The organism is Pseudoalteromonas sp. SWYJZ12 (assembly GCF_015864395.1).
Taxonomy (GTDB): domain Bacteria; phylum Pseudomonadota; class Gammaproteobacteria; order Enterobacterales; family Alteromonadaceae; genus Pseudoalteromonas; species Pseudoalteromonas arctica.
This window is the reverse complement of the sequence record NZ_JADYXH010000003.1, coordinates 42,873-65,556: the sequence shown is the minus strand read 5'-3', so window position 1 is coordinate 65,556 and position 22,684 is coordinate 42,873. Positions and strand designations below refer to the sequence as shown.

18 protein-coding genes and 5 tRNA genes are annotated in these 22,684 nt (G+C 38.5%); 2 read left to right on the top strand and 21 right to left on the bottom strand.

Going from position 1 to position 22,684, the window contains the following annotated elements; all coding sequences use genetic code 11:
- Positions 1 to 92: 92 nt before the first annotated feature.
- From I6F42_RS04725 to I6F42_RS04710, 4 genes are all read right to left on the bottom strand, one after another.
- Entirely contained in the window at positions 93 to 1,154 is a 1,062-nt protein-coding gene (locus I6F42_RS04725) for an alkaline phosphatase D family protein (protein WP_197151212.1), read from the bottom strand.
- On the bottom strand, positions 1,151 to 2,278 hold the full coding sequence (locus tag I6F42_RS04720) for an alkaline phosphatase family protein (protein ID WP_197151211.1): 1,128 nt from the start codon (positions 2,276 to 2,278) through the stop codon (positions 1,151 to 1,153). Before I6F42_RS04720 ends, I6F42_RS04725 begins: the two co-directional genes overlap by 4 nt.
- Before the next feature lie 73 nt (positions 2,279 to 2,351).
- Entirely contained in the window at positions 2,352 to 4,721 is a 2,370-nt protein-coding gene (locus I6F42_RS04715; protein ID WP_197151206.1) for a TonB-dependent receptor domain-containing protein, read from the bottom strand.
- Between the two features lie 202 nt (positions 4,722 to 4,923).
- Complete coding sequence (locus I6F42_RS04710) at positions 4,924 to 5,967, bottom strand: alkene reductase (RefSeq protein ID WP_007585611.1); 1,044 nt, start codon at positions 5,965 to 5,967, stop codon at positions 4,924 to 4,926.
- Between the two features lie 247 nt (positions 5,968 to 6,214).
- Here I6F42_RS04710 and I6F42_RS04705 point away from each other — a divergent pair, with 247 nt between their 5' ends.
- Entirely contained in the window at positions 6,215 to 6,604 is a 390-nt protein-coding gene (locus tag I6F42_RS04705; protein ID WP_007585609.1) for a DUF2750 domain-containing protein, read from the top strand.
- A 68-nt stretch (positions 6,605 to 6,672) separates the two neighbouring features.
- On the opposite strand, the gene I6F42_RS04700 is transcribed toward I6F42_RS04705, so the two are convergent.
- Positions 6,673 to 7,542 (bottom strand): alpha/beta fold hydrolase, encoded by an 870-nt coding sequence (locus tag I6F42_RS04700; RefSeq protein WP_169043457.1) that lies wholly within the window; start codon positions 7,540 to 7,542, stop codon positions 6,673 to 6,675.
- Between the two features lie 107 nt (positions 7,543 to 7,649).
- Positions 7,650 to 8,975: an OprD family outer membrane porin gene (locus tag I6F42_RS04695; protein WP_169043456.1), complete on the bottom strand. Its 1,326-nt coding sequence runs from the start codon at positions 8,973 to 8,975 to the stop codon at positions 7,650 to 7,652.
- Positions 8,976 to 9,633: 658 nt separating this feature from the next.
- On the opposite strand from I6F42_RS04695, the gene I6F42_RS04690 reads away from it, so the two are divergent.
- Positions 9,634 to 12,312, top strand: coding sequence for a CHASE domain-containing protein (locus I6F42_RS04690; protein ID WP_197151203.1), 2,679 nt, complete (start codon positions 9,634 to 9,636; stop codon positions 12,310 to 12,312).
- A 70-nt stretch (positions 12,313 to 12,382) separates the two neighbouring features.
- Here I6F42_RS04690 and I6F42_RS04685 read toward each other — a convergent pair.
- The 15 genes from I6F42_RS04685 to ruvC all read right to left on the bottom strand — a co-directional run bounded on the left by I6F42_RS04685 (position 12,383) and on the right by ruvC (position 22,600).
- Positions 12,383 to 12,472 (bottom strand) — tRNA-Ser (locus I6F42_RS04685).
- 175 nt (positions 12,473 to 12,647) lie between these two features.
- Positions 12,648 to 13,688, bottom strand: a complete 1,041-nt coding sequence (gene nadA, locus I6F42_RS04680) for a quinolinate synthase NadA (RefSeq protein WP_007580396.1) — start codon at positions 13,686 to 13,688, stop codon at positions 12,648 to 12,650.
- Between the two features lie 141 nt (positions 13,689 to 13,829).
- A tRNA-Lys gene (locus I6F42_RS04675) sits at positions 13,830 to 13,905 on the bottom strand.
- Between the two features lie 63 nt (positions 13,906 to 13,968).
- Positions 13,969 to 14,044, bottom strand: a tRNA-Lys gene (locus I6F42_RS04670).
- A gap of 84 nt (positions 14,045 to 14,128) precedes the next feature.
- Positions 14,129 to 14,204, bottom strand: a tRNA-Lys gene (locus I6F42_RS04665).
- 66 nt (positions 14,205 to 14,270) lie between these two features.
- Positions 14,271 to 14,346: transfer RNA gene (locus tag I6F42_RS04660), tRNA-Lys, on the bottom strand.
- Between the two features lie 226 nt (positions 14,347 to 14,572).
- Positions 14,573 to 15,322 carry a tol-pal system protein YbgF gene (gene ybgF / locus I6F42_RS04655; protein WP_197151200.1) on the bottom strand — a complete coding sequence of 250 codons (750 nt, stop codon included), beginning with the start codon at positions 15,320 to 15,322 and terminating at the stop codon, positions 14,573 to 14,575.
- 13 nt (positions 15,323 to 15,335) lie between these two features.
- On the bottom strand, positions 15,336 to 15,878 hold the full coding sequence (gene pal, locus I6F42_RS04650) for a peptidoglycan-associated lipoprotein Pal (protein WP_010554040.1): 543 nt from the start codon (positions 15,876 to 15,878) through the stop codon (positions 15,336 to 15,338).
- 34 nt (positions 15,879 to 15,912) lie between these two features.
- The gene (gene tolB / locus I6F42_RS04645; RefSeq protein ID WP_010554039.1) at positions 15,913 to 17,271 is read right to left on the bottom strand and encodes a Tol-Pal system beta propeller repeat protein TolB; all 1,359 of its coding nucleotides are present in this window, start codon (positions 17,269 to 17,271) and stop codon (positions 15,913 to 15,915) included.
- A gap of 9 nt (positions 17,272 to 17,280) precedes the next feature.
- On the bottom strand, positions 17,281 to 18,207 hold the full coding sequence (gene tolA / locus I6F42_RS04640; RefSeq protein ID WP_007580388.1) for a cell envelope integrity protein TolA: 927 nt from the start codon (positions 18,205 to 18,207) through the stop codon (positions 17,281 to 17,283).
- Positions 18,208 to 18,211: 4 nt separating this feature from the next.
- Positions 18,212 to 18,640 (bottom strand): protein TolR, encoded by a 429-nt coding sequence (tolR, locus tag I6F42_RS04635; RefSeq protein ID WP_007580386.1) that lies wholly within the window; start codon positions 18,638 to 18,640, stop codon positions 18,212 to 18,214.
- Positions 18,627 to 19,331, bottom strand: coding sequence for a protein TolQ (tolQ, locus tag I6F42_RS04630; RefSeq protein WP_007580384.1), 705 nt, complete (start codon positions 19,329 to 19,331; stop codon positions 18,627 to 18,629). The genes tolR and tolQ overlap by 14 nt, the downstream gene beginning before the upstream one ends.
- 1,109 nt (positions 19,332 to 20,440) lie before the next feature.
- Positions 20,441 to 21,448 (bottom strand): Holliday junction branch migration DNA helicase RuvB, encoded by a 1,008-nt coding sequence (ruvB, locus tag I6F42_RS04625; protein WP_007580382.1) that lies wholly within the window; start codon positions 21,446 to 21,448, stop codon positions 20,441 to 20,443.
- A 7-nt stretch (positions 21,449 to 21,455) separates the two neighbouring features.
- On the bottom strand, positions 21,456 to 22,073 hold the full coding sequence (ruvA, locus tag I6F42_RS04620) for a Holliday junction branch migration protein RuvA (RefSeq protein ID WP_197151196.1): 618 nt from the start codon (positions 22,071 to 22,073) through the stop codon (positions 21,456 to 21,458).
- A 2-nt stretch (positions 22,074 to 22,075) separates the two neighbouring features.
- Positions 22,076 to 22,600: a crossover junction endodeoxyribonuclease RuvC gene (ruvC, locus tag I6F42_RS04615; RefSeq protein WP_002960649.1), complete on the bottom strand. Its 525-nt coding sequence runs from the start codon at positions 22,598 to 22,600 to the stop codon at positions 22,076 to 22,078.
- Between the last annotated feature and the right edge of the window lie 84 nt (positions 22,601 to 22,684).

The following is a 22,684-nucleotide window of genomic DNA, read 5'->3' as shown; positions in this document are numbered from 1 at the left end:
GTAATTGGCTTTAATAAATCAGAGAGTTAAGAACTAACTTACAGATTTTATACGCACAGCATCTATTTTATATACTGTGCGTAGTAGTGAGTTTATTTATAAGGGCTAATACTTGATAAACTAAAATCACTTTGCACTATTACTTCGCCATCAATGCCTTTTAATTTAAGTGAAATAGTGGGGTCAATTTGCTGCCAGTCTATGCTTAAATCACCGTAATTTACGTTATGAGTAAAATTCCCTACTCGGTGTTTGTTAGGGCTTACATCTTTCCACTTTTCAGTTAAGCCAGAGCTGGTCATCTCAATTAATGGGTAATCAAGGTTTTGCTGATACTTTGATATTTCACCCCAGTGCGTATCGCCGCTGATGATCACTACCCCATTTACCTTATACTTTTTAATCAATGCAAATAAACGGTTTCTATCTTCAGGAAAATTTGCCCATGACTCCCAACCTGTAAAATCGGGTAAAAGCTGTAAGCTTGAGGCAATCAATTTTATTGCAGCAGGCTTTTTAAGCTCTTGTTCAAGCCATTGCCACTGGGCTTCACCTATCATTGATGCGCCCTTCACTTCACTAGGACTATACGGGCCTTGGTTATTTAACTTACGCTTAGTGTAGTATTCAAGCTCACCTACATGGTTTAGCGCATCACGGTTCCAACGTAAATCAGGCATTATTACTTGTATGGTTTGCTCATTTTCACCATACATGTACGAGGTATAAATTCCATCAGGACGAGTGCGACGCGCTGAGTTTACAGGTTCATCCCAAAAATTAAGCATAATTTGGCGTGATTGCTCTTTATGCGGATACTCTTTACCTGCATCGTTTTGGCCATAATCGTGGTCATCCCACATGGCAATGATAGGCGTTTGCGCTTTTAACGTTTTAAAACCAGGCTTTGCCCCTAAACGTTGGTATTTTTCGGCAAGTACATCCATATCGTTGGTATCGCCGTAAATATTGTCACCCAAAAATATAAACAAATCCCCCTGCTCTTTGTTAATTGTATTAAATATGGGTATGTTTTTATCTTGATGACCACACGAACCAAATAGAATTTTAGATGGCGCGGCAGTAACACTTGCGCTAATAACCAAACTCAGCGCCAAGGCAGATAGGGTTAATGGTTTTAATAGGTTCTTCATTTTAAAATCTCGCTAATAGCTGGCGCCATATTTGAATTTATTTCATTTGGATTCTGCCCAAGAGCCTTTAAAACGGTCGCTGCTATTTGTACTTGTTTAAGCTCATTTTCAGTTTTAATTAAGCCCCGTCCTTTTATTGCGGGGCCGATGGCTGCAAGCCAAATATGTTCAGAGCCGACAATTCCTTCTGGGTAGGTATTTTCACCTAACTCTAGCTCAGCAAGTGCACGTTTAGAGCTGTGATGTTGCCAATCATTGGCATTATTGCCACGGCCGTGATCAGTAGTAATAATTAGTGTGGTGTTATTTTTATAACCCGCTGTAGTTTGAATAGTTGCCCATAAGTCTTTTATAAAGGCGTCACTTTGCCTTGCCGATTTAAGGTATTGATCGTAATGACCATCATGCGCAAAGTCATCGGTTTCGCCTAAACTTATCACTAACAACTTAGGCTTTTTAGCCAACATATACGCTTTAGCAAAGCGATATGTAAAACTGTCTAGTCGTACGTTATACCAAGGACTGGGGATTTCGTTTTGTAGCGCATTTAACAGCGGCGCATCGGTGAATAAATTCTCTTCAATTGACATAAAACCTGCATTTACATACACGTTACTGCGCTTAGTATTTACAATGTATGGGAATACATCCCAACTACCAAATAAGGCTGTGCTATCTTTAAACTCAGGTAAATTATCTAAACGCTCTAAAATAGTTTTATTTGGGTTGAGCACTTTGTTGTTACTATTTATATTTTCGTCAACTTCACCGGTGAGTATTTCGTTGTAACCAGGGTATGAAAAATACCACGGGTTACTTACCGACATAGTAGAGCCGTTAGCTCTATCGCCAATAATTACGCCTTGTTTAGCCACTACTTGCGTTAAAAAAGGCATAAGTAATTGCTGGCGCTCATTTGCTGTTTTTGCCCAAAATTGGGTCTTTAATTGCTCAGGCTTTTTAACAAAATCAGTATTATTAATTAAGCTATTATCAGCCCCGTTAAATACTTCTTGCCAGCGTACTCCATCAAGCGTTACCAGCACTACATTTTGCGCTGCTGTTGCAAAGTTACTCGCTAATACACTTAAGCTAAATAGTATTACTTTTATAATTGTTTTCATCGCGTTTGCGCCCTTTCATATAATAAAGCCCATCAATGATGGGCTTTATTTTAATTCAATTACTAAAACCTAATTAAAAGTCAGCGGTAAATGTAACTGCTGCGGTGCGAGGCGCACCAATGTAATAAGTAGCGCCGTTACCGGTACCACCTGCTAAGTAGCTTTTGTCAGTAACGTTATAAACAACAAACGATACGTCAATGGCTTTAAACGGGCCTGCATCTACGTCAGTTGAATAACCTGCATTAAAATCAAGTACGGTGTAGCCGTCTACTTTATTGCGCGTGCGAGTGTCTTCGTCTTGCCATGCACCTAAGCGCTCACCGGTGTATTTAGCCGATAAACCAACACGAAAGCCATCGCTAAAGTAATCGGTAGATACCACAAATAAATCTTCTGATGAATCTATTATGCTGTCGCCTTTTCTAAAGCTTGGTGCTACCTCATTACCACTTTCATCTCTTAATATTACGCCTTGTGAATCGTATGCATTTGGATCATCGGATGAATACTCAGAACTGCTATTAGTATACGATGAGTACACGCTCCAGCTTGGTGTTAACATATAGCTTGCTGCAAGCTCGAGCCCATTTGAGTCAATGCCTCCTACATTTACGTACGAGCCATTTGTACCAATCGTGTAATCAATGCCGTCTGTGCCACTACCAGGCGCAATAAAGGTAATGCGGTTATCAAACTTAACACTGTAAGCCGTTGCTGTAAGGGTTAATCTGTCGGCTTGGTAACGTACACCAAAGTCGATATTGTCGGCAGTTTCTGGCTCTATGTTTGTAAGCGTTGAGCTGTCTCGCTCAAGCACACCGTCTTTTATTGCGGAAAAATTCTCGCTGTAACTGGCAAATAATTCTGTGCTGTTATTTAGCTGATACAATACACCCCCGCTAAATAACACGTCTGAGTCGCTATCTACTTTATCTGATCTTTCGTTAGCAAAGTGGTCGTACTTTTGTAATTCAACTAAATATTGTTTTGCACCAATATTTAATGTTAAGTCACCAAAATTAATCGAGTCTTGTAGGTACCATTTGAATGTATCGGTATCAAAAGTGTTTTTGTATTGTGTCCAGTAAGGTGTGCTATCAAAGTGATGATAAATACGCGCGTCAATTACTTTGTGCCAATCACGCGACTCGTCACGCTCGCTTTGCTCATACCAAAAGCCCGCTTCGATATCGTGATCACCAAATGTAGCTTGGTAATTTGCCGTTACACCTAAGCGATCTTTGTTGTAATGCGTATGGCGGTAAGACATAACCGGCGTTGCTGTTGCATCGTAACACGCAGGATTTAAACCAGGACCCGACTCCCATGGCCAGCTCAAACTTTGCGTACAATCGGCATTTGGTGCAAGCGGGTTGCCTTCACTATCAGCAAAACCATAAGAGCCTGCATTAGTGCCACCCTCGGTTGTTGGGTTGCCATTTTCATCAACCGGCGTTGTTAAATAAGGTGGGATCCAATCGCCGCGACCTGAATTTTTATGATAATAAGGACTAACGGTTAATAATGAAGTTGGCGAAATCGCGTATTCAAATTTTAAATAGCCTAAGGTATTTTCACGAAGCGTTCCCCAACCTTCTGCAAACATTTGGTCAAAGTGCGGAACTCCCGTCCAATTCCATGTTAGCTGATCCCAATCGGGTGTTTGTTCAAACTGCTCAAGGCTTACGCTGTTATAGTTTGTCTCGCTTACATCATCGTAAGATAAACGACCAGTAAGTGTTAAATCGTCAAAATTAGATACAAACTTAAGCTCTGCGTGTTGGTTGTCTTTACCGCCATTACTGCCAGAACCAATCCAGCGGCTTGTATCTGTTTGCGAGTAACTTACATACGCTTGTGTGTTATCAAAAACAGTGCCTGTTTCGTGTTTAAAGTAATAACGCGTGGCATCGTGGCTGCCTGATGTATAAGCAAAGGTAGTGCCTTTTTCAAGGCTTGGGTCTTTACTTACAAAGTTAAATGTCCCGCCTAGTGCTTCAAGTGAAGCCGACTTAATATCAGAGGTACCTTGACCTACTTCTACCGTTGCTAAATTTTCACTCTCCAAGTAACGGTTAGCTTTAGCACCACCGCCGTAATTAGAGCCACCATTGGGAATGCCATCAACGGTCATACCTAATTGTTGTTGGTTTCCATCAATACTAAAACCACGCATGGTGATTGTAGTAGACCAATCGTCGCCACCAAATGCATCACCTTCGTTTATGCTAATACCTGGTAAATTATCAATAACCGATAATATGCTCGATACCGAACTTTGTTGCTCAAGCATTGCAGGCTCAATAACATTGTTAGCGTAGCTTGTTGGTTTAGCAACCACTGTTACTTCTTCTATGGTGTTGTCGTTAGCATGAACAGATGTTGATACAGCCATGGCAATAGCCATGCTCAAAAGCGATTTGTTTTTTAAAGCGTACATTGTTGTCCCGTTTGATTTTAATTATGAAATATGAAAACGCGGACAGTATGAATTTTAAATATGACAACGAGGATGAACTTTATTTACATAAAAATTAAACAAATATGGAAGATTTATGGCGGGAATATGTACAAAAAAAGACACCCAAAGGTTTAACTTTGGGTGTCTTAATTATTTTCTAGAACTTATTACAAATAGTAATTTATTTCAATTGTGCAAGCATTTCATCGCTGTATGGTACTAACTCTTCACCGTTTGCAATTTTGCTAATGTAATCTGGGTTTGCAATAAGTGGACGACCAATAGCGATTAAGTCAAACTTAGCATCGTTAATAGCTTCTTTTGCTGACTCAAAACTATAACTACCTACGCCTACTAATGTACCTTTGTAGCCTGCTCGTAAAAATTCAGAGATGCTTTTGCCTTCAAGCGAGTCAAAGCGCATGCTGTCGTCAAAAATACCGCCGTGTAAGTACGCTAATTCTCTGCTTTCAAGTTCTGTTAATAAGTAATCAAATACCGCTTTATCGCGGCTATCTTCGCTCATATTAAAGTAAGCACCCGGTGTTAATCTAAGTGCAGTACGATCACTGCCCACAGCAGCAATAACCGCATCGGTTACTTCTAGTGCAAAACGCGACATGTTTTCAGGCGTTTGACCATATTCGTCGCTGCGTGTATTTGCAGCGTAATGTAAAAATTGGTCAACTAAATAACCGTTAGCACCGTGAATCTCTACCCCATCAAAGCCCGCTTCAATTGCGTTTTCAGCAGCTTTTGCGAAATCAGCAACTAGACTTTTAATATCATCAGTAGTGGCTGCTTTTGGTGTGATGTATGTAAGCTCACGCATACGAGGGACAGAGCCTTCAACGCCAATTGCTGATGGAGCAAGTACATCGCCATCAAAAAAGTGAGGGTGTGCAACACGGCCAACATGCCAAAGCTGTGCAAACATTTTGCCGCCATTAGCGTGCACAGCGTCAGTTACTTTTTTCCAACCTTGAATTTGCTCGCTGGTAAATAAACCCGGAGTATTTGGGTAACCTTGTCCATCTGGACGAATAATAGTTGCTTCACTAATAATTAAACCGGTTTCGGCACGGCGAGCATAATATTCAACCATATCTTGTGTTGGCACTAAGTTATCGTCAGCCATACAACGCGTTAATGGCGCCATAAGTACGCGGTTTTTAAGCTCAATCGTGTTATTTAATTTAAACGGAGCAAGTAGATCAGTTGTCATTTTTCAATCCTTCATTAAGTATATGCTTACTACAATGTGGCCTTTTTACAAACATTCAAGCTTATTTTTGAATGATCGCTCAAATTAGTGAGAAATTAGTGAGAAATTAGTGAGAAATTATACTGATCAATCTACAAATTAGATCTGCATTGCTGAAATTAAATAGCAACTTTTCAACACTCTGTCATATAACTCGATATACTTGTGTGCATATAATTTAGATATAGTAATTAAAAGTGAGCTAATTATGACAACGCCAAATTTAAGCGAAGAACACGCAGTAATTTTAGGACTTGGAGCAAAAAAACGCCTAGCCTATATGTTCGAAACCGTACAACAGTTCAAGCAAGTATGGATTTTAAACGATGATGATGGCTGCGTTATGCTTGCCAACGAAGATGACGACTGTGTGCCAGTTTGGCCAACTCGTGAATTTGCAGAAGCATGGGCAACTGGCGAATGGGCTGGCTGCAGCGCTAAAGCGATCCCACTTGCTGACTGGTTTAGTCGCTGGACACCGGGTCTTGAGGAAGATGACTTACTTATTGCTGCCTTCCCTACAGAGGAAGATGATGGCACGATATTGTTTTCAGATGAGTTTGAAAAACAATTAAAAGCGCCAAAGCAAAAATATTAAGGTTCAAAGCCTAAATACTCAGAGTTCTAAAATTTATAAACGCGGCACTTAATTTAGTAGCCGCGTTTTTATTGGCAATATCTAAAATTCAAATAAGCCTGTGTAATTGCATCTGGATTTTCTACTTGCGGATAATGCCCAAGCTCTACAAACTCTTGTACGCGCGCATTGGGAATAAGCTTTTTATAATGCTCAATCATATGCTTACCAGAGATGGGGTCTTCTGCACCTGCTATAAACGTAAGTGGTATATTGCTATTTATGATGGCACCAACCCAGCGTGCTCGGTTTTGCTGCCTCTGCTTTATATAACTAATGAGTTTGGGCATTACGGCTAAGCCATCTTTATAAATTAGCAGCTCCCAAAGTGTGTCTACCACTTGTTTTGAAGGCGGTGTACTTTTACCAAAAATAGTAAGTAGATTATTGGCAAATTTTTGTTTATTCATTAATTTTGGCACTATCCAACCTAGCTTTGAAAGTAAAAGCTTTTGTATAAATAAGGGTTTATGCACCTCAGGAAATAACCCACCATTTAAAAAGCACACACTGTTTATTTTAAAGTCACTTTGGCTAACGACTTGCCTTGCTAATAACTCTTGAGCCACAGTATCGCCATAGTCATGAGCTAAAATATGTATATCATTAATATTTAACGTTTTTAAAAATTGAGTATATAAGTCGGCTTGTTCAGTAATTTTATAGCCTGCATTTTTAGGTTTATCTGACAAACCAAAACCTAGCATATCGAGTGTAATTACAAAATAATGTTCACTAAGGGTTTGCCACATACCTTCCCAGTCCCAACTAGCACTTGGAAAGCCATGTATTAAAAGCAGCGCAGGCTTAGTTATATCACCAGCTGTTTTAGTAAAAATTTGATGGCCACTAATTTGAGTAAATTGACCCTGTGATTGCCACTGTTGAAGAGAAAACATATATTAGCTTAATTTTTATTATTGATTTGTTAGTTTTATCATAAAGATAATGAAAAAAGGAAACAAAACCAATGCATAAAATTTGCATTGGCTTATTAAAAGTCATGTTAAAATTTAATAGTGTAATCTACATAAACTCGATGGTCAGCTCTATCGCCTTTAACACCATCAACACTGCCTGATTTTTCGGTTGTATAATCTACAAATAACCAACGTAAGCTCAAGCCTTTTATTTTCTCAACTTTATAGCGAGTATCTACAGCCCAATATTTTTCGTCGGCTGTACCACCTAACTTACCCAATGCAGAGTTTTCAGCATCGCTGCCGTCTGTGTAGTAAAATTTAGTTGTTAAGCCAGGCGATACTGCTTTCAAATCAATTCCTAAACGAGCTTGCCATGATGTTTCATTTTGGTTTGTTAAATCGGCACCAATTAATGAGCGAGTTGGAAATGGGTTTGTACCATGGTCGCCACTGAAATTATCTTCAATCCAAGCATCACTTACTTTAGTAAATGCCGCACCTACACTCCAAATATCTTTTTTCCAATCAGCATCTAGGTAATAGGCAAATCCATCGTTTTCACTTTTAGTTAAACCTGTTAATGCACCAGATGTATCTTCATCATCTAAATCTCCGCCCTCTGCGCCTGTTACAAATAAATCACCATCATCTTGTGAGGTAAATATGCCAGTTGAAAGGGTTAACTTACTTTGCTCAAGCTTAATGTCGTAACTGATTTTTAATCCGATTTTACTTAAATAATTGTGCGAATTTAAATATTCAGCCTCTAATATTAGATTGTCTTTTTTATGCGTAGCACCTACGCCCCAAATTACGCTAATAGCACCAGTTGCCGATTGATCGGTAGAAAAGTCTTCCCATCTATCATCGTGTCGACGGCTCCATTTATCGTAAACGTAACCGTATAATTTAGTGTTACCAATTTTGTAATCGCCAAAAACGCCTCTAAAAGTATTAGGAATAGCCCGACTCCCAGAGCTTTTAAGCAACATACTTTTGGTTTTTTGCCCACCTACTTTAACGTGACCGTTGTTGCCCAATTTAAAATCTAAAAAATATTGTCCAAATTTAGAAAAGCTATCGTCAACTCCACCGCTCTCATTACCTGCTGGCAAAATATTACCTGCGGCTGAACCCGTAGAATTAATATCCATCACGGTGTAAGTCGATACACCCACACTCACTAAATCGTTTATATAACCCGATGTGTAATTGAGCTCTATACCTTGAGCAAAAGTTGAATCGTCACTTGCGTCGTTATCGTAGTCACGGTCAAAATAAATTGATCTAAGTTTTATATTAAATTCATCTTGTTCTGTCAGCCCATTAACAGCGGCATACGAAGGAATAGAAATACATGTTAATACTGCGCCTGTTGCCGCAAGTAATTTAGATACTCGGTGAGCCATAGTTATCTCCGTTACCTTGTTTTGTTTAAGTTTTAACTGTGCAGTGCATAGCAGCGTGTATTTTTTCGACCTACACGGTAACCATGTCATAAGGTAATTACATTTTAAGTAATCACGTTTTCTTTCACGCTACTAAAATATAGAACAATATAAGTTTTTAATGTTTTAATTTTCATATTATAAAATATTAAGTGTTTGTTTTGTTTCGGATGAATTATAAAAGTAAGGTGAGCATTGTCTCTTGCTCGCTCGTACCTATACCGATAGTTCCCTTTAAAAGCGTCATAATATTGGTTAAATTTTACTTTATTTAAACTTAACAAAGTAAAGTTATAAGCAAAAACTAAAAGCTATCCGTTGTTTTTTGAGCACCTAATATTCACTAAAAAATCGATAAATATAAAAATCATCACCTTTAGCTAATACTTTTGTTGTTCGCTATAAAGTAGCAAAAAACATAAAAATTATTATATTTATATACATGTTCGTCTTATCTTGGTGAGTAAAATCAACTTTTTATATTACATCCACTCTAAACCTTTATAAAATATATATATTCTAATTAATAACAAAGTTGTATCCTGAATAATAAGTGCTATATTTATTTCGATGATAAAACAGATATACTGTCAGTATATTAATAATAAAGGATGAGTTAATGTTTTCAGGACGACCGGTTAGTAAAAGGTTATTAATCTCGGTGCTTACTCATGCTATTTTTTTCATCAGTGGTATTGTATTAACTTACTTTGCCCACGCTGCGCATCAAGATGCTGTTAATAACAAAATAAATGAAGCCCTCAACAACCGCCTTTCTTCACTCTCAACAGGCGTTACTAGCAGATTCGCCTTATATAAATATGGGCTATACGGTTTAAAAGGATTTATACACGGCATTGGCGTTAATAATTTAAGCTACCAAACAATTTCTAATTACTCTAACAGTCGCAACTACGCCCAAGAATTCCCTGGAGCAAATGGTATTGGCTTTATAAGAAAAGTGAATGCCGAAAACTTAGCTCAATTCTTAAAAACTGCAAAATCCGATCGACCTAACCAAATATTCAAACTAAATAAACTAGCTAACGAAAGTGATGAGCACTTTATTATTCAGTACATATTTCCTGAGCAAAGTAATTCACGGGCTCTAGGGCTCGATATTGCATCGGAAAGTACACGTAAAAAAGCAGCATTAAATTCTGCAATTAATAACCAAGTTCAATTATCGGCGCCTATTACGTTAATCCAAGCGGATAACAAATCGCAACAAGGCTTTTTAATTTTACTACCAGTTTATAAAAATATTAGTATTCCAACTGATAAAACCCAGCGTTTAGAGCAATTAATTGGATGGACTTACTCCCCTTTATTAATAAACAATATTTTAGACTCTCTTTCCCAAGCTGATGAAAATAAGCTAGTCATTAGCGACATAGGTAACAACGTTAAAACTGACTTTTTTAGCTACGGCATTAAAAGCAACTCGGCTGATTATCAGTTAAATAAAGTAATTAAAGTGATGGGAAGAACATGGGAAATCACACTTAGTGCTTCAGACACATTTATTGAATCACTACACTTACCGAGTAAATATCAAGCTATTGTCAATGGTGTTTTTTATACCCTTATTTGTATGTTGATAACTTTAATAATTCAGCTGTTTTTTTACCGTAGAGCACAAAGAACACAGCGAAGAATTATCAAAGCTAAACAAAATAAGCATATGCTGCAGCAAACAAATTTAAAATTAGAAAAAGAAGTAAAATTACGCACTAAAGAAATTGCCGATATAAGTATGCTTCAACAAAGTATTTTAAACAGTGCCAGTTACTCTATTATTGCGACCGACATAAATGGCTTAATTACTTTGTTTAATCCCGCCTCTGAGAAGTTATTAGGCTATAAAGCGCAAGACGTTATTGGAATTGAAAACCCGGGTATTTTTCATTTAAAAGAAGAAATTATAAAAAAAGCCAAACAGCTTAGTGCAGAGTTAAATGAACCTGTTTTCCCTGGTTTTGAAGTGTTTATCTTAAAAGCAACTTCTACAGAGCCTGATATCAATCAGTGGACATACATTTCTTCTACAGGCGAGCACATACAAGTTAATATAAGTGTTACCTCTTTATTAAATAACGAAAATGAAATTGTTGGCTATTTGGGTGTAGCATACGATTTGACCGAACAAATTAATCACGAACAAGCTCTCGGACATGCTAAAGAATTAGCTGAACAGGCATCACAAGCTAAATCTGAATTTTTAGCAAATATGAGTCACGAAATACGCACACCTATGAATGGCATACTAGGTACATTACAGTTACTGCAAGAGCAGCCATTGAATGAAAAATCAAAAGAGTATTTAAAAAAATCACTTTATTCGACCCGCTCACTCACCACTATTATTAATGATATCCTCGACTTTTCTAAAATTGAAGCTGGGAAGCTTTCATTAGAATATAAATCATTCGACCTTTTTGAGCTTATTCACCACTTAGAGTCTGATCTTGGCCTGCAAGCCAGTGATAAAAATATATATCTCAAATTTATAATTAATATTGAGCATAAGTATTGGGTAGGCGACCCCGTTAGACTCAGACAGATATTTTTAAACCTAATATCTAATGCGATTAAGTTTACGTCGCAAGGTGGCGTTACAGTAACGTTTAGGCTAACCGACGAAAATAAAATATGTTGTTGTATATCAGACACCGGAATTGGAATTTCTGAGCAGGCTATAGAGCGATTGTTTGAGCGCTTTGAACAAGCAGAGCAATCAACTACGCGTGAATATGGCGGTACAGGTCTTGGCTTACCTATTACTAAATCACTAATAGGTTTAATGAATGGCGAAATTAAAGTAACAAGCCAATTAGATTCAGGTAGTCAGTTTTATGTGTACTTACCATTAAAACAAGCACAGATTGATGAAAGCACATTAATAACAAAAAATGTTGAGCTTCCTGACCTATCTGGAAAAACTATTTTATTAGCTGAAGATAATAAAATAAATCAGCTTGTTGCATCTGCGATGCTTGAGCCTACAAAAGCCACCATTATTATTGCCAACAATGGGTTAGAAGCAATCTCATTATACGAGTCACACAAGCCAGACATTATTTTTATGGACATTCAAATGCCTAAAATGGATGGTCTTCAGGCATGTAAAAAAATTAAGGCGCTTAATAACGAACAAATTGTTATCGCGTTAACCGCTAATGTTTTTACAGAGCAAAAAGAAATATACAGGCAGTTATTTGATGGTTACGTTTCTAAGCCAATTGAAAAACATGAGCTTGTAAGCATGTTATCAACACTCTATTTAGTTAATAGTTAGTCATTGCGAAGGCATTAAAAAACCCAGTTACTAATACCTTTCGATATTAGTAACTGGGTTCTAAGAATAATGGTGGAGGGAGAGGGATTCGAACCCTCGTTAGGGATAAACCTAAACACACTTTCCAGGCGTGCGCCTTCAGCCACTCAGCCATCCCTCCACAGTGCTGCAATTGTGTAATGCAACAGCGCGCTATAGTATGAAATAGACCCTTAAGGTGCAAGGCATTTTTAAATATGAGCCTTTAAATGCTTACTTATCAAGCAATAGCTTATCTATAGGCACAAAAAACGGCTAAATCTAAGACCTAACCGTTTTAATTTATACTTTTAAAATTACTTAGCCATGCTCGCAGTAAATTCAAGCATGCGATTAAGTGACTTAAGTGCGCCTTCGCGTAAATCCATATCAACGAATACTTCTTTACCTTTAGGGCTTATGAGGGCTTCCTCAATCGCTTTTAAGCCATTCATTGCCATCCAAGGGCAATGTGCGCAACTTTTACATGAAGCGCCCTCACCTGCCGTTGGAGCCGCAAAAAACTCTTTATCTGGACATAGTTGCTGCATTTTATAAAAGATGCCGCGATCGGTTGCTACAATAAACTTTTTATTGTCCATTGTTTGAGCTGCTTTGATCAATTGGCTTGTAGATCCAACCGAATCGGCAAGTGCAACTATTTCTGCTGGTGACTCAGGATGAACTAATACGCCTGCATCTGGGTGCAGTGCTTTCATATCTTTTAAGGCTTTAGTTTTAAATTCATCATGTACGATACATGCACCATTCCACATAAGCATATCAGCACCGGTATTTTTTTGAATATAACTACCAAGGTGCTTATCTGGGCCCCAAATAATTTTTTCGCCTTGCTCATCAAGGTGCTCTACTATTTCAAGTGCACATGATGAGGTTACAATCCAATCTGCACGCGCCTTAACTGCGGTAGAGGTGTTTGCATACACAACCACTTTACGGTCAGGGTGCTCATCACAAAACGCTGAGAACTCGTCTATCGGGCAACCAATATCTAACGAACACGTCGCTTCAAGCGTTGGCATAACAACCGTTTTATTTGGCGTTAAAATTTTGGCTGTTTCGCCCATAAATTTCACGCCCGCGACGATGATCATATCTGCATCGTGACGTGCACCAAAACGTGCCATTTCTAGCGAATCGGCAACGCAGCCGCCGGTTTCTTCTGCAAGTGCTTGAATTTCAGGATCGGTATAATAATGTGCAACAAGTACTGCATTTTTATCTTTTAGTAATTGTTTTATACGCGCTTTATATTCGCCTTGCTCGTCATTTGTTAACGGTGCTGGCTTAGGGGGGAAAATATAACCTTCAGGCATAATAGTTTGAGCTAGACTCATGTTCTCGACCACTTATCTACAGTGCATTAATTAGGGCGAATTATACGAGAATATAAACATAAATAACAGCAAACTAGTTAAGCTGTTTATAAAAAATAGAATGGGAATTTAAAAAAGAATATAAAGGAAAGTATTAGAGAGTGGTGGGTCATGATGGATTTGAACCATCGACCAATTGATTAAAAGTCAACTGCTCTACCAACTGAGCTAATGACCCGCTCTAATATAAATCTGCTTTGTAAAAAGCTGCGTAAATCCGCCGATTAAAACTTTCATAGAATGGTGGGTTATGATGGATTTGAACCATCGACCAATTGATTAAAAGTCAACTGCTCTACCAACTGAGCTAATAACCCGTTCCAGTTGCTAACTTATTTCTAAGTTAAAGCCTGCGTAAATCCGCCGATTGATGCCAAACATTATTCACAAGGAATAAAGAATGGTGGGTCATGATGGATTTGAACCATCGACCAATTGATTAAAAGTCAACTGCTCTACCAACTGAGCTAATGACCCGCTCTGATGCGCTTATTCATTTTGAATAAACTTACGTAAATCCGCCGATTAAAACAACTCAAAGAATGGTGGGTTATGATGGATTTGAACCATCGACCAATTGATTAAAAGTCAACTGCTCTACCAACTGAGCTAATAACCCGCTCTTTTTGTCGCATTTCGAGTGGGGTAACCATTCGTTTGCTGCGGGCGCTTATAATACTTATTTATAAAATGAGTGCAACCGAAATTGTCTCTTTTTTTAAGTTTTTATGTCTAGATGCACAAAATTAAACCGTTTGTGCTCAAACTACATGCAAATCCAAGATTCTTCGAGAGTTTCCATGTAGTTTGCTCGCCCTAACTAGAAATTTAATCGCTAGTGAACTTTAGTTTCCTAAACGATCAGTTGCTAGTTTTGCAGCGGTTGTACTTGGGTATTGATTGATAAGATCGCTCAATATTTTTTGCGCTTGCGCCGCTGAACCTTGATCTTGTAAAAGTGTGCCTAACTTTAGCATCGCATCTGGGCGTTTATTAGAATTTGGAAATTCGTTCACAACGACTTTAAAGTGCTCTACTGCTTTTACACCATCATTTTTAATAGTAAGCAACTGCCCTAACCAATAATGCGCATTAGACGCATAGACAGAGTTTGGGTAGGTAGTTAAAAACGTTTGAAATTCAGGAATCGCTTGGTCATAGCGTTTATCTTTCATTATTAACGCGACAGCGCGCTCATAGGCTTCATTTTCAGATAAGTCACTGCTATAGGTCTGTGCATTGCTTTGTTGCGTGTAATCAGTTGCGGGAGCTGCTGCTGGCTGTGTATAAGCCTGGCTCACGCGGTTTTCAATTTCTTGATATAACTCACGCTGGCGCTGCAGTACTTTTTCAAGCTTGTAGCTTTGCTCTTCGGTTACACCGCGAATTTGACTTACTTCGTCTTGCAACAAATTAAGCTGTTGCTGTAACTCTACTTGTAAAAAGTTACGCGACTGCATCATATTTTCAAGCGACGCTAATCGCTTCTCAATACTTGATTGTGAACTTGCAGCTTCTGAAACAGGAGCGGGAGCAGCCATTAACTGGGTGCTCCCGCTCAATATCATGGCTGCCAAAATAATTTTCGGCTTCATAATATCTCTTATCTTAGTAAACTAGTACCGCACGGCGGTTTTTAGCGAAAGCTGATTCAGTGCGAGACTTAACCATTGGCTTCTCTTCACCGTAGCTTACCACTGACATTTGGCTAGCTGAAACACCTAAACTTAATAGGTATTTTTCAACTGCTTGTCCACGGTGCTCACCTAGTGCAATATTGTACTCTGGAGTACCGCGCTCATCTGCGTGGCCTTCAATTAGTACTTTAACAGATGAGTTTTGAACTAAAAACTCAGCATGTGCACGAAGTAAGTCTGCGTACTTGCTTTCAACTGTTGCAGTATCAAAATCGAAGTAGATTACTTGCTCTTGACGAAGTGCTTCGTACTTTTGACGAAGTTGCTCTTCTGCTTGTTGTTCTGGAGAAATTGTCGCTACTTCAACCGTATCAGTATTCATTGATTGCTCAACAACACCTTGGTTTGATTGGTTTGCAGCACCTTCGTCAATATCTGAAGATGAGCTACAAGCTGCTAATGCCATTACTGGCACAGCAATTAGCAGGCCTTTAAGTATTTTGTTAAGTTGCATTGAGTAGATTCCTATTTTGAGTAAACCAGTAATATTACTGTAAGTATGGCGACCAAGCTGGTGCCTTTACTTGTCCGTCTAGCACAGGTAACCGTGCTTTAAAGCGGCCGTCCATCGATACTAGCGCAAGTACCTGTTTATTATTATGAAGCGTGCTATATATAATCATCGAACCATTTGGCGCTATGCTCGGTGATTCATCTAGGCGTGTTCTTGTTAATACTTGAAACGCACCTGTAGCCAGCTCTTTCTTAGCAAGATGGTACTGCCCGTTGGTACGGTTAACCATCACTAATTCTTTTCCATCTGGTGATATAGAACCCGCAAGGTTCATATCGCCATCAAAGGTAAGTCGTTGTGACCTGCCTGTTTTTAAATTTAACTTATAAATCTGAGCATTACCACCCCTTTCAGATGTAAATACTATATCTTGACCATTTGGATGCCACGATGGTTCAGTATCTATGCTGCGGTGATTTGTTAAGCGTGTTTCTTTACGTGTAGCTAAGTCAAGCATATAAATCTCTGTTGCACCCGTTTTATCCTTAGAAAGCACTAAAAGTAGCTTTTTACCATCTGGCGAAAACTGAGGCGCACCATTAATACCACGGTAACTTGCTATTATTTCGCGTTTACCTGTGTAAATGTCTTGAATGTAAATTTGGCTTTGACGATTTTCAAACGTTACATACGCTAGTTTAGTGCCATCTGGTGACCATGCTGGCGACATTAACGGCTCTTTTGAGCGAAGTAATACCTGCTCATTAAAACCATCGTAATCGGCAACAACCAACTGATAAGGCTTAGGGTCATTATCACGTACTATTACATAGGCAATTTTAGTTAAAAATGCGCCTTTTTCACCAGTCAATCTTTCATAAATAACGTCACTGATTCGATGAGAGTAACGGCGAAAACCACTTTCACCAATAACACTTTCACGCGCTTCCAAAATATGATCTTGGCTTTTAACTAGCTTACCATTACTCATCATTTGTGTGTTGCCACCGGTAATTTGGCCGCGGATCACGTCAACTAACTCATAACGCACTAAGTAACGCCCATCAGTTTGCTGCTCAACTTCGCCCACTAATATCGCTTCCACACCTTTATTAACCCAAGATGCGTAATCAATTTCGCTATCTTTGGTTGGCTGTTGTGGCATTTGCGCTACATCTACAGGTTTAAATTTACCACTGCGCATTAAATCGGCAGCAATAACACTGCTTAATTTTTCAGGGATTGGGCCAACACCTTGGTACTTAAAAGGTACTATAGCAATGGGCCTTGCACCGTCTACACCCTCAGTTATTACAATTTCAAGTGCTGCATTAGCAACACCCACAAACCCAAACAGTAAAACTAAACAGGCTATTTTTATTTTGTTGAACATATCATTCCTTTAAAATTCTGGCTTGATTGTTAAATTAATATTCTTAAGTTGTTCGAATACGTCTTTATCTTTAGATACCGGTAATGTGTCGGCCATGCGCACTGCTCTTAATGCAGCTTCACATACCAACTTATCGCCACCTAATGATTTAACTTGCGTTACTAAACCATTAAAACCTAAACGAATATTTACTCGGCACTGTTGGTTTTTCATTTTTTCATCAATCAATAAGTTTTGCTGAATACGCGCCATAATTAATGCACGGTACTTATCAACTTCGCTTACCACTTGTTGTTGACGTATTTTACTACGGGCAGCCTGCTCTTTGGCAAGTTGCTCTTGTAACATTTGCTCTTGCATTGCTTGCTGGCGTTTACGTTCTGCCTCGGCTGCACGCTCTTTTGCTTCCTCTTCACGTTTTTTACGTTCAGCTTCTGCTTTTTTAAGTGCGTCTTCTTCGGTTTTACGCTTATCAGCAGCAGCTTTTGCTGCACTTTCAGCTTCTTGCTTTTGCTTTTCAGCTTGCTTAGCTTTAGCGCGCTCTTTTTGCTCAATGGCACGTGCTTTTTTAGCTTGCGCTTGCGCCTCGGCTGTTTCTTTTTCTTTAGCTTTACGTTCTTGCTCTAGCTTTTTAATATGCCTAGATTCAGATTCGCGTTGCTTACGTGCATTGGCCGCTCTGCGTTCTAAATCGCGGATACGTTTGTCTTCAGCACTTTTTTTATCTTTTTCTTTCTTTTGAAGTTCAGCAATTTTTTGCTCAACTTGTTTTTGATCAACTGTAACGGCTGATACTGCTTTATCTGGCGTAGGTATAGCCGAATTAAGCGTTACTTCCATTACTTTAGGTGCTGGCGGATGAATGTTTGCAGACGCATACAAAAAACCACCAATTCCTAAATGAAGTACTATCGATTTTACTACTGAACTATTCATACAGCTACTTCCCCTCAAAGGATTCAGTCATTAATCCTACTGATGGTACGCCTGCATTTTTCAAAAAATCCATTAGTAATAATACTTCTTGATACGACACCTTACCCGAGCCTTTAATCATAACTGGCACGTCAGGGTTTTTCATTAACTGTAATTTTATAACCGCAGCAACATCAAGTGCTTCCATAGGCTCTTCAGGATCAGTACCTACGCTTACATAATATTTACCCTCTGCATCAATTGAAGCAATAATGGGAGGAGTATCTTTAGTATCAACTAAATCAGACTCTTCCATTTTAGGTAAATCAACTTTTACACCGTGTGTAATAAGCGGTGCTGTTGCCATAAATATAATAAGTAATACCAACATTACATCAATGTAAGGTACTACATTAATTTCTGCGACCGGACGGCGCTTTTTACGCTGATACATTCGCTTGTGCCTCTATTTGTGTAGCTGCTTGACGGTGTAAAATATTAGCAAACTCTTCCATAAAGTTAATATAGTGAGACTCAAGCTTTTCAACACTGTTTGAAAAGCGGTTATAAGCAATAACGGCCGGAATTGCCGCGAATAAACCCATAGCAGTCGCAATAAGTGCCTCTGCTATACCGGGTGCTACCATTTGTAATGTAGCTTGCTTAACTTCACCTAGTGCAATAAAGGCATTCATAATACCCCACACTGTACCAAACAAACCGATGTATGGACTAATAGAACCTACCGTTGCTAAAAACGATAAGCTAGATTCAATTTTTTCAATTTCACGAGAAAGCGCAACACGCATAGAACGATGCGTCCCTTCCATAACAATACTCGCACTTTGAAATGTATTCTTTTTATGACGAGCAAATTCTTTAAAGCCTGAAGTAAATAAAGCTTCAATACCTTGAGACTGACCGCTGCGTGACGATATTTCGTTATACAATTTACTTAAGTCGATACCCGACCAAAACTTTTGCTCAAATTTCTTAGCATTTGATAGTGCATCTGATATTGCTTTTTTACGCTGAAATATAATTGTCCACGACATTACAGACATGGCAACTAGCCCTAACATCACTAACTGAACAAGCAAGCTTGCTTCTAAAATTAGATCTAAAAAATTAAGCCCTGATCCCACGTTAAACTCCTAAGTAATTTCAAAATACGGTTAATTTGTGTAAATATGACCGTTTATACGGTCAAAAGTTGCATCTAGTGTATCTAGTCCATTTCAAGCTGACAACGGTATTGCTATGAATAGGCAACAAAAAACGTTAAAAAACAGCTTTAGTTGGCATTTCCCTTTGCCTCAGTATTTTATTTAATCTTTTAAATAAACTCGCTAACTATAAATATGCGTAAATATACAAGTAAAACGTCATAAAATGCGCCGTTTATTCAAAATAAGAGCATAAACACTCAAAACCTATAAGCCTTACCTTCACGTAATAGTAAAACTAATACCGAGTCACATCAAAAGAAATTACTTAAACTATAAATTTCATTAACTTATAAATTTAACGATTAATTAACGCGCAAGATTCAAACAACAATAAAATTCACCGAATTAGTTTTTCTAATCTGAAAATACAAATTTTCTAGTTTGAACAAAAAAGTAAACTTACGTATTATTCTCCCATACCGAGCTAGCGCACTGAATGAGATAGTTTCATTAAGCCAAGTTCTTAGTAATAGGATATTTTATCGTATTACATTGTTTTACTCTTTCTGGATAAAACCAAATTTAGTAAAACGTAGTTCCCTGGATTACTTCCTTCAACTTGTTGTTTGCCCGCATTTTTTGCGGGCTTTTTTTTGCCTGCAATTTAGTGCGCTACATATTTTATACCAACCTGCATAAATCTTTGATCAATTTAACGTCGTTAAAAATTTTTTATTTAGAACAACTAGATACAAAAACTTTTGCCTAGTTCTAGCGTAATTTTCTTAACGTTAAGTAGACCCCATATATAAGCAGATTGGTATTATTTATAAACTAATAATTGCCCTACCTATTTTACAATAAGTAATTCGGTTACTAGTTTGAATGGTACGCAGGATAGCTTCGCGAGTCTTAACGCCCTGTGAATTAACAGTTAACCATAAAGCGCATAAATTTTTAAGTAACACTTGCAACAGTGTGCTGAGGTTTTAGGTGAAATGCCAGCCTGTATAAATATTTGAAAGAAAGCGATACTAAGTCAATTACCTGCTGTGCAATAAACCACAGCAAGTAAAGTATATAGGCTAGTCTTTTTTAGGAAGTAAACCAAAGTGATGGTATGCGCTGTCTGACACTATTCGCCCACGTGGTGTGCGCTGAATAAATCCTTGCTGAATTAAAAACGGCTCTATTACATCTTCTATTGTTTCACGCTCTTCACCAATAGCTGCAGCTACATTGTCGAGCCCTACTGGGCCGCCCATAAATTTTTCAATTATGGCGAGTAAATATTTGCGATCCATATAATCAAAACCACTTTTATCTACGTCAATCATATCAAGCGCTTGCTTAGCTACTTCGGCATTTACTGTACCGTCAGATTTTACCTGTGTGTAATCGCGTACACGGCGTAATAAACGGTTTGCAATACGTGGTGTACCACGTGAACGTTGTGCAATTTCGGTTGCGCCGTCGTCACACATTTCTAAACCAAGATAATGTGCAGAGCGCCCTACTATGTGCGACAAATCTTCTACAGAATAAAACTCTAATCGCTGCACAATACCAAAACGGTCACGTAGTGGCGATGTAAGTGAGCCTGCTCGCGTAGTGGCACCAATAAGCGTAAATGCAGGTAAGTCTAATTTAATAGAACGCGCAGCTGGGCCTTCGCCAATCATTATATCAAGCTGGTAGTCTTCCATTGCTGGATACAGTATTTCTTCAACTTGCGGGCTTAGCCTGTGTATTTCATCAATAAACAGTACATCGCCTTCTTCTAAATTAGTAAGTAACGCAGCTAAATCGCCTGCTTTTTCAAGTACAGGGCCGGATGTTGTTTTAATACTCACGTGTAATTCGTTGGCAACGATATTTGCAAGCGTGGTTTTACCAAGCCCTGGTGGGCCAAATATTAATAAATGATCGAGCGCTTCACCACGGGTTCGAGCAGCTTCAATAAAAATTTCCATTTGCTGCTTAACATGAGGCTGGCCTCTGTAGTCGGCTAAAAGTTTTGGTCTTATTGCACGATCTATAGAGTCTTCATTTGTTTTTTCAGTCGCATCAATTAAGCGATCCGCTTCAATCATGGGTTACTCACAACATTGATTTTAAAGATTCTCTAATAAGAACCTCAGTAGACATATCGGGTTTGCTTATCGATTTTACTGCTTTTTGAGCTTGTGGCAATTTATAACCTAATGCAAGCAGTGCCGATACGGCATCATCGGCTGCGTTATTAGCTATTGTCGCATCGCTCATTGGCTCTATTAATGCGCTGTCGCTAAATGGCGTAAATAAATCATTACCCCAATCTTTTAATCTGTCTTTCATTTCGAGTACTAAACGCTCGGCTGTTTTTTTACCTACACCGGGTAATTTAACTAGCGACGTTGAGTCTTCGTTATTTACACAGCTTACAAATTGCTTTGCCGACATGCCCGATAAAATAGCTAAGCCAAGTTTTGGACCAACGCCATTTGCTTTTAATAGCTCTCTAAACAAGGCGCGTTCAACTTTATTATTAAAACCAAATAATAATTGAGCATCTTCACGCACTACAAAGTGCGTATAAACAATCGCGTTTTCACCAATTTTTGGTAAATCGTAAAAACAGGTCATTGGCATTTGTACTTCGTAACCGACACCACTTACTTCGAGTAATATTTCTGGTGGCTGTTTTTCGACTAAAATACCATTTAAGCGGCCTATCATAGTTATTTCCTTAATCGTCCTCTAACGGTTTTGCTTGCGCTACCCGCTAGTTTAATTAAATTTTGTTCTGAGTGAGCGTGGCAAATCGCAATAGCGAGTGCATCAGCTGCATCGGCCTGTGGCGTACCTGGTAGTTTTAAAATATTTTTTACCATGTGTTGCACTTGAGTTTTATCTGCACCACCGTTACCTACTACTGCTTGCTTAATTTGCCTAGCTGAATATTCAAATACGGGCAAGTCGGCCATTGCAGCGCCTACAATAGCAGCGCCTCTAGCTTGGCCAAGCTTTAAAGCAGAATCGGGGTTATGCGCCATAAATACTTTTTCAATGGCAAAGGTTTCTGGCGAAAACTGCTCAATAAGCTGTGTAATGCCTTGATAGATCATTTTAAGCCTAACCGGAAAAGGATGATCGGCTAACTTAATACAACCACTGCCTAAGTATGTAAATTTAGAACCTTGGTGGGCAACAACGCCATATCCGGTCAAACGTGAACCAGGATCGATCCCTAAAATAATGGCCAAACAGCACTCCATTGTTATTATTTTTAAATTACGCTAATAATGCCAGAGCACTGTATAAATTACCAGTACAAAGAAAAACAAAAA

Bases quoted from the DNA above. Each gene is read 5' to 3' on its own strand.
- I6F42_RS04725 (WP_197151212.1), bottom strand. From the start codon at position 1,154: ATGAAGAACCTATTAAAACCATTAACCCTATCTGCCTTGGCGCTGAGT.
- I6F42_RS04720 (WP_197151211.1), bottom strand. From the start codon at position 2,278: ATGAAAACAATTATAAAAGTAATACTATTTAGCTTAAGTGTATTAGCG.
- I6F42_RS04715 (WP_197151206.1), bottom strand. From the start codon at position 4,721: ATGTACGCTTTAAAAAACAAATCGCTTTTGAGCATGGCTATTGCCATG.
- I6F42_RS04710 (WP_007585611.1), bottom strand. From the start codon at position 5,967: ATGACAACTGATCTACTTGCTCCGTTTAAATTAAATAACACGATTGAG.
- I6F42_RS04705 (WP_007585609.1), top strand. From the start codon at position 6,215: ATGACAACGCCAAATTTAAGCGAAGAACACGCAGTAATTTTAGGACTT.
- I6F42_RS04700 (WP_169043457.1), bottom strand. From the start codon at position 7,542: ATGTTTTCTCTTCAACAGTGGCAATCACAGGGTCAATTTACTCAAATT.
- I6F42_RS04695 (WP_169043456.1), bottom strand. From the start codon at position 8,975: ATGGCTCACCGAGTATCTAAATTACTTGCGGCAACAGGCGCAGTATTA.
- I6F42_RS04690 (WP_197151203.1), top strand. From the start codon at position 9,634: ATGTTTTCAGGACGACCGGTTAGTAAAAGGTTATTAATCTCGGTGCTT.
- nadA (WP_007580396.1), bottom strand. From the start codon at position 13,688: ATGAGTCTAGCTCAAACTATTATGCCTGAAGGTTATATTTTCCCCCCT.
- ybgF (WP_197151200.1), bottom strand. From the start codon at position 15,322: ATGAAGCCGAAAATTATTTTGGCAGCCATGATATTGAGCGGGAGCACC.
- pal (WP_010554040.1), bottom strand. From the start codon at position 15,878: ATGCAACTTAACAAAATACTTAAAGGCCTGCTAATTGCTGTGCCAGTA.
- tolB (WP_010554039.1), bottom strand. From the start codon at position 17,271: ATGTTCAACAAAATAAAAATAGCCTGTTTAGTTTTACTGTTTGGGTTT.
- tolA (WP_007580388.1), bottom strand. From the start codon at position 18,207: ATGAATAGTTCAGTAGTAAAATCGATAGTACTTCATTTAGGAATTGGT.
- tolR (WP_007580386.1), bottom strand. From the start codon at position 18,640: ATGTATCAGCGTAAAAAGCGCCGTCCGGTCGCAGAAATTAATGTAGTA.
- ruvB (WP_007580382.1), bottom strand. From the start codon at position 21,448: ATGATTGAAGCGGATCGCTTAATTGATGCGACTGAAAAAACAAATGAA.
- ruvA (WP_197151196.1), bottom strand. From the start codon at position 22,073: ATGATAGGCCGCTTAAATGGTATTTTAGTCGAAAAACAGCCACCAGAA.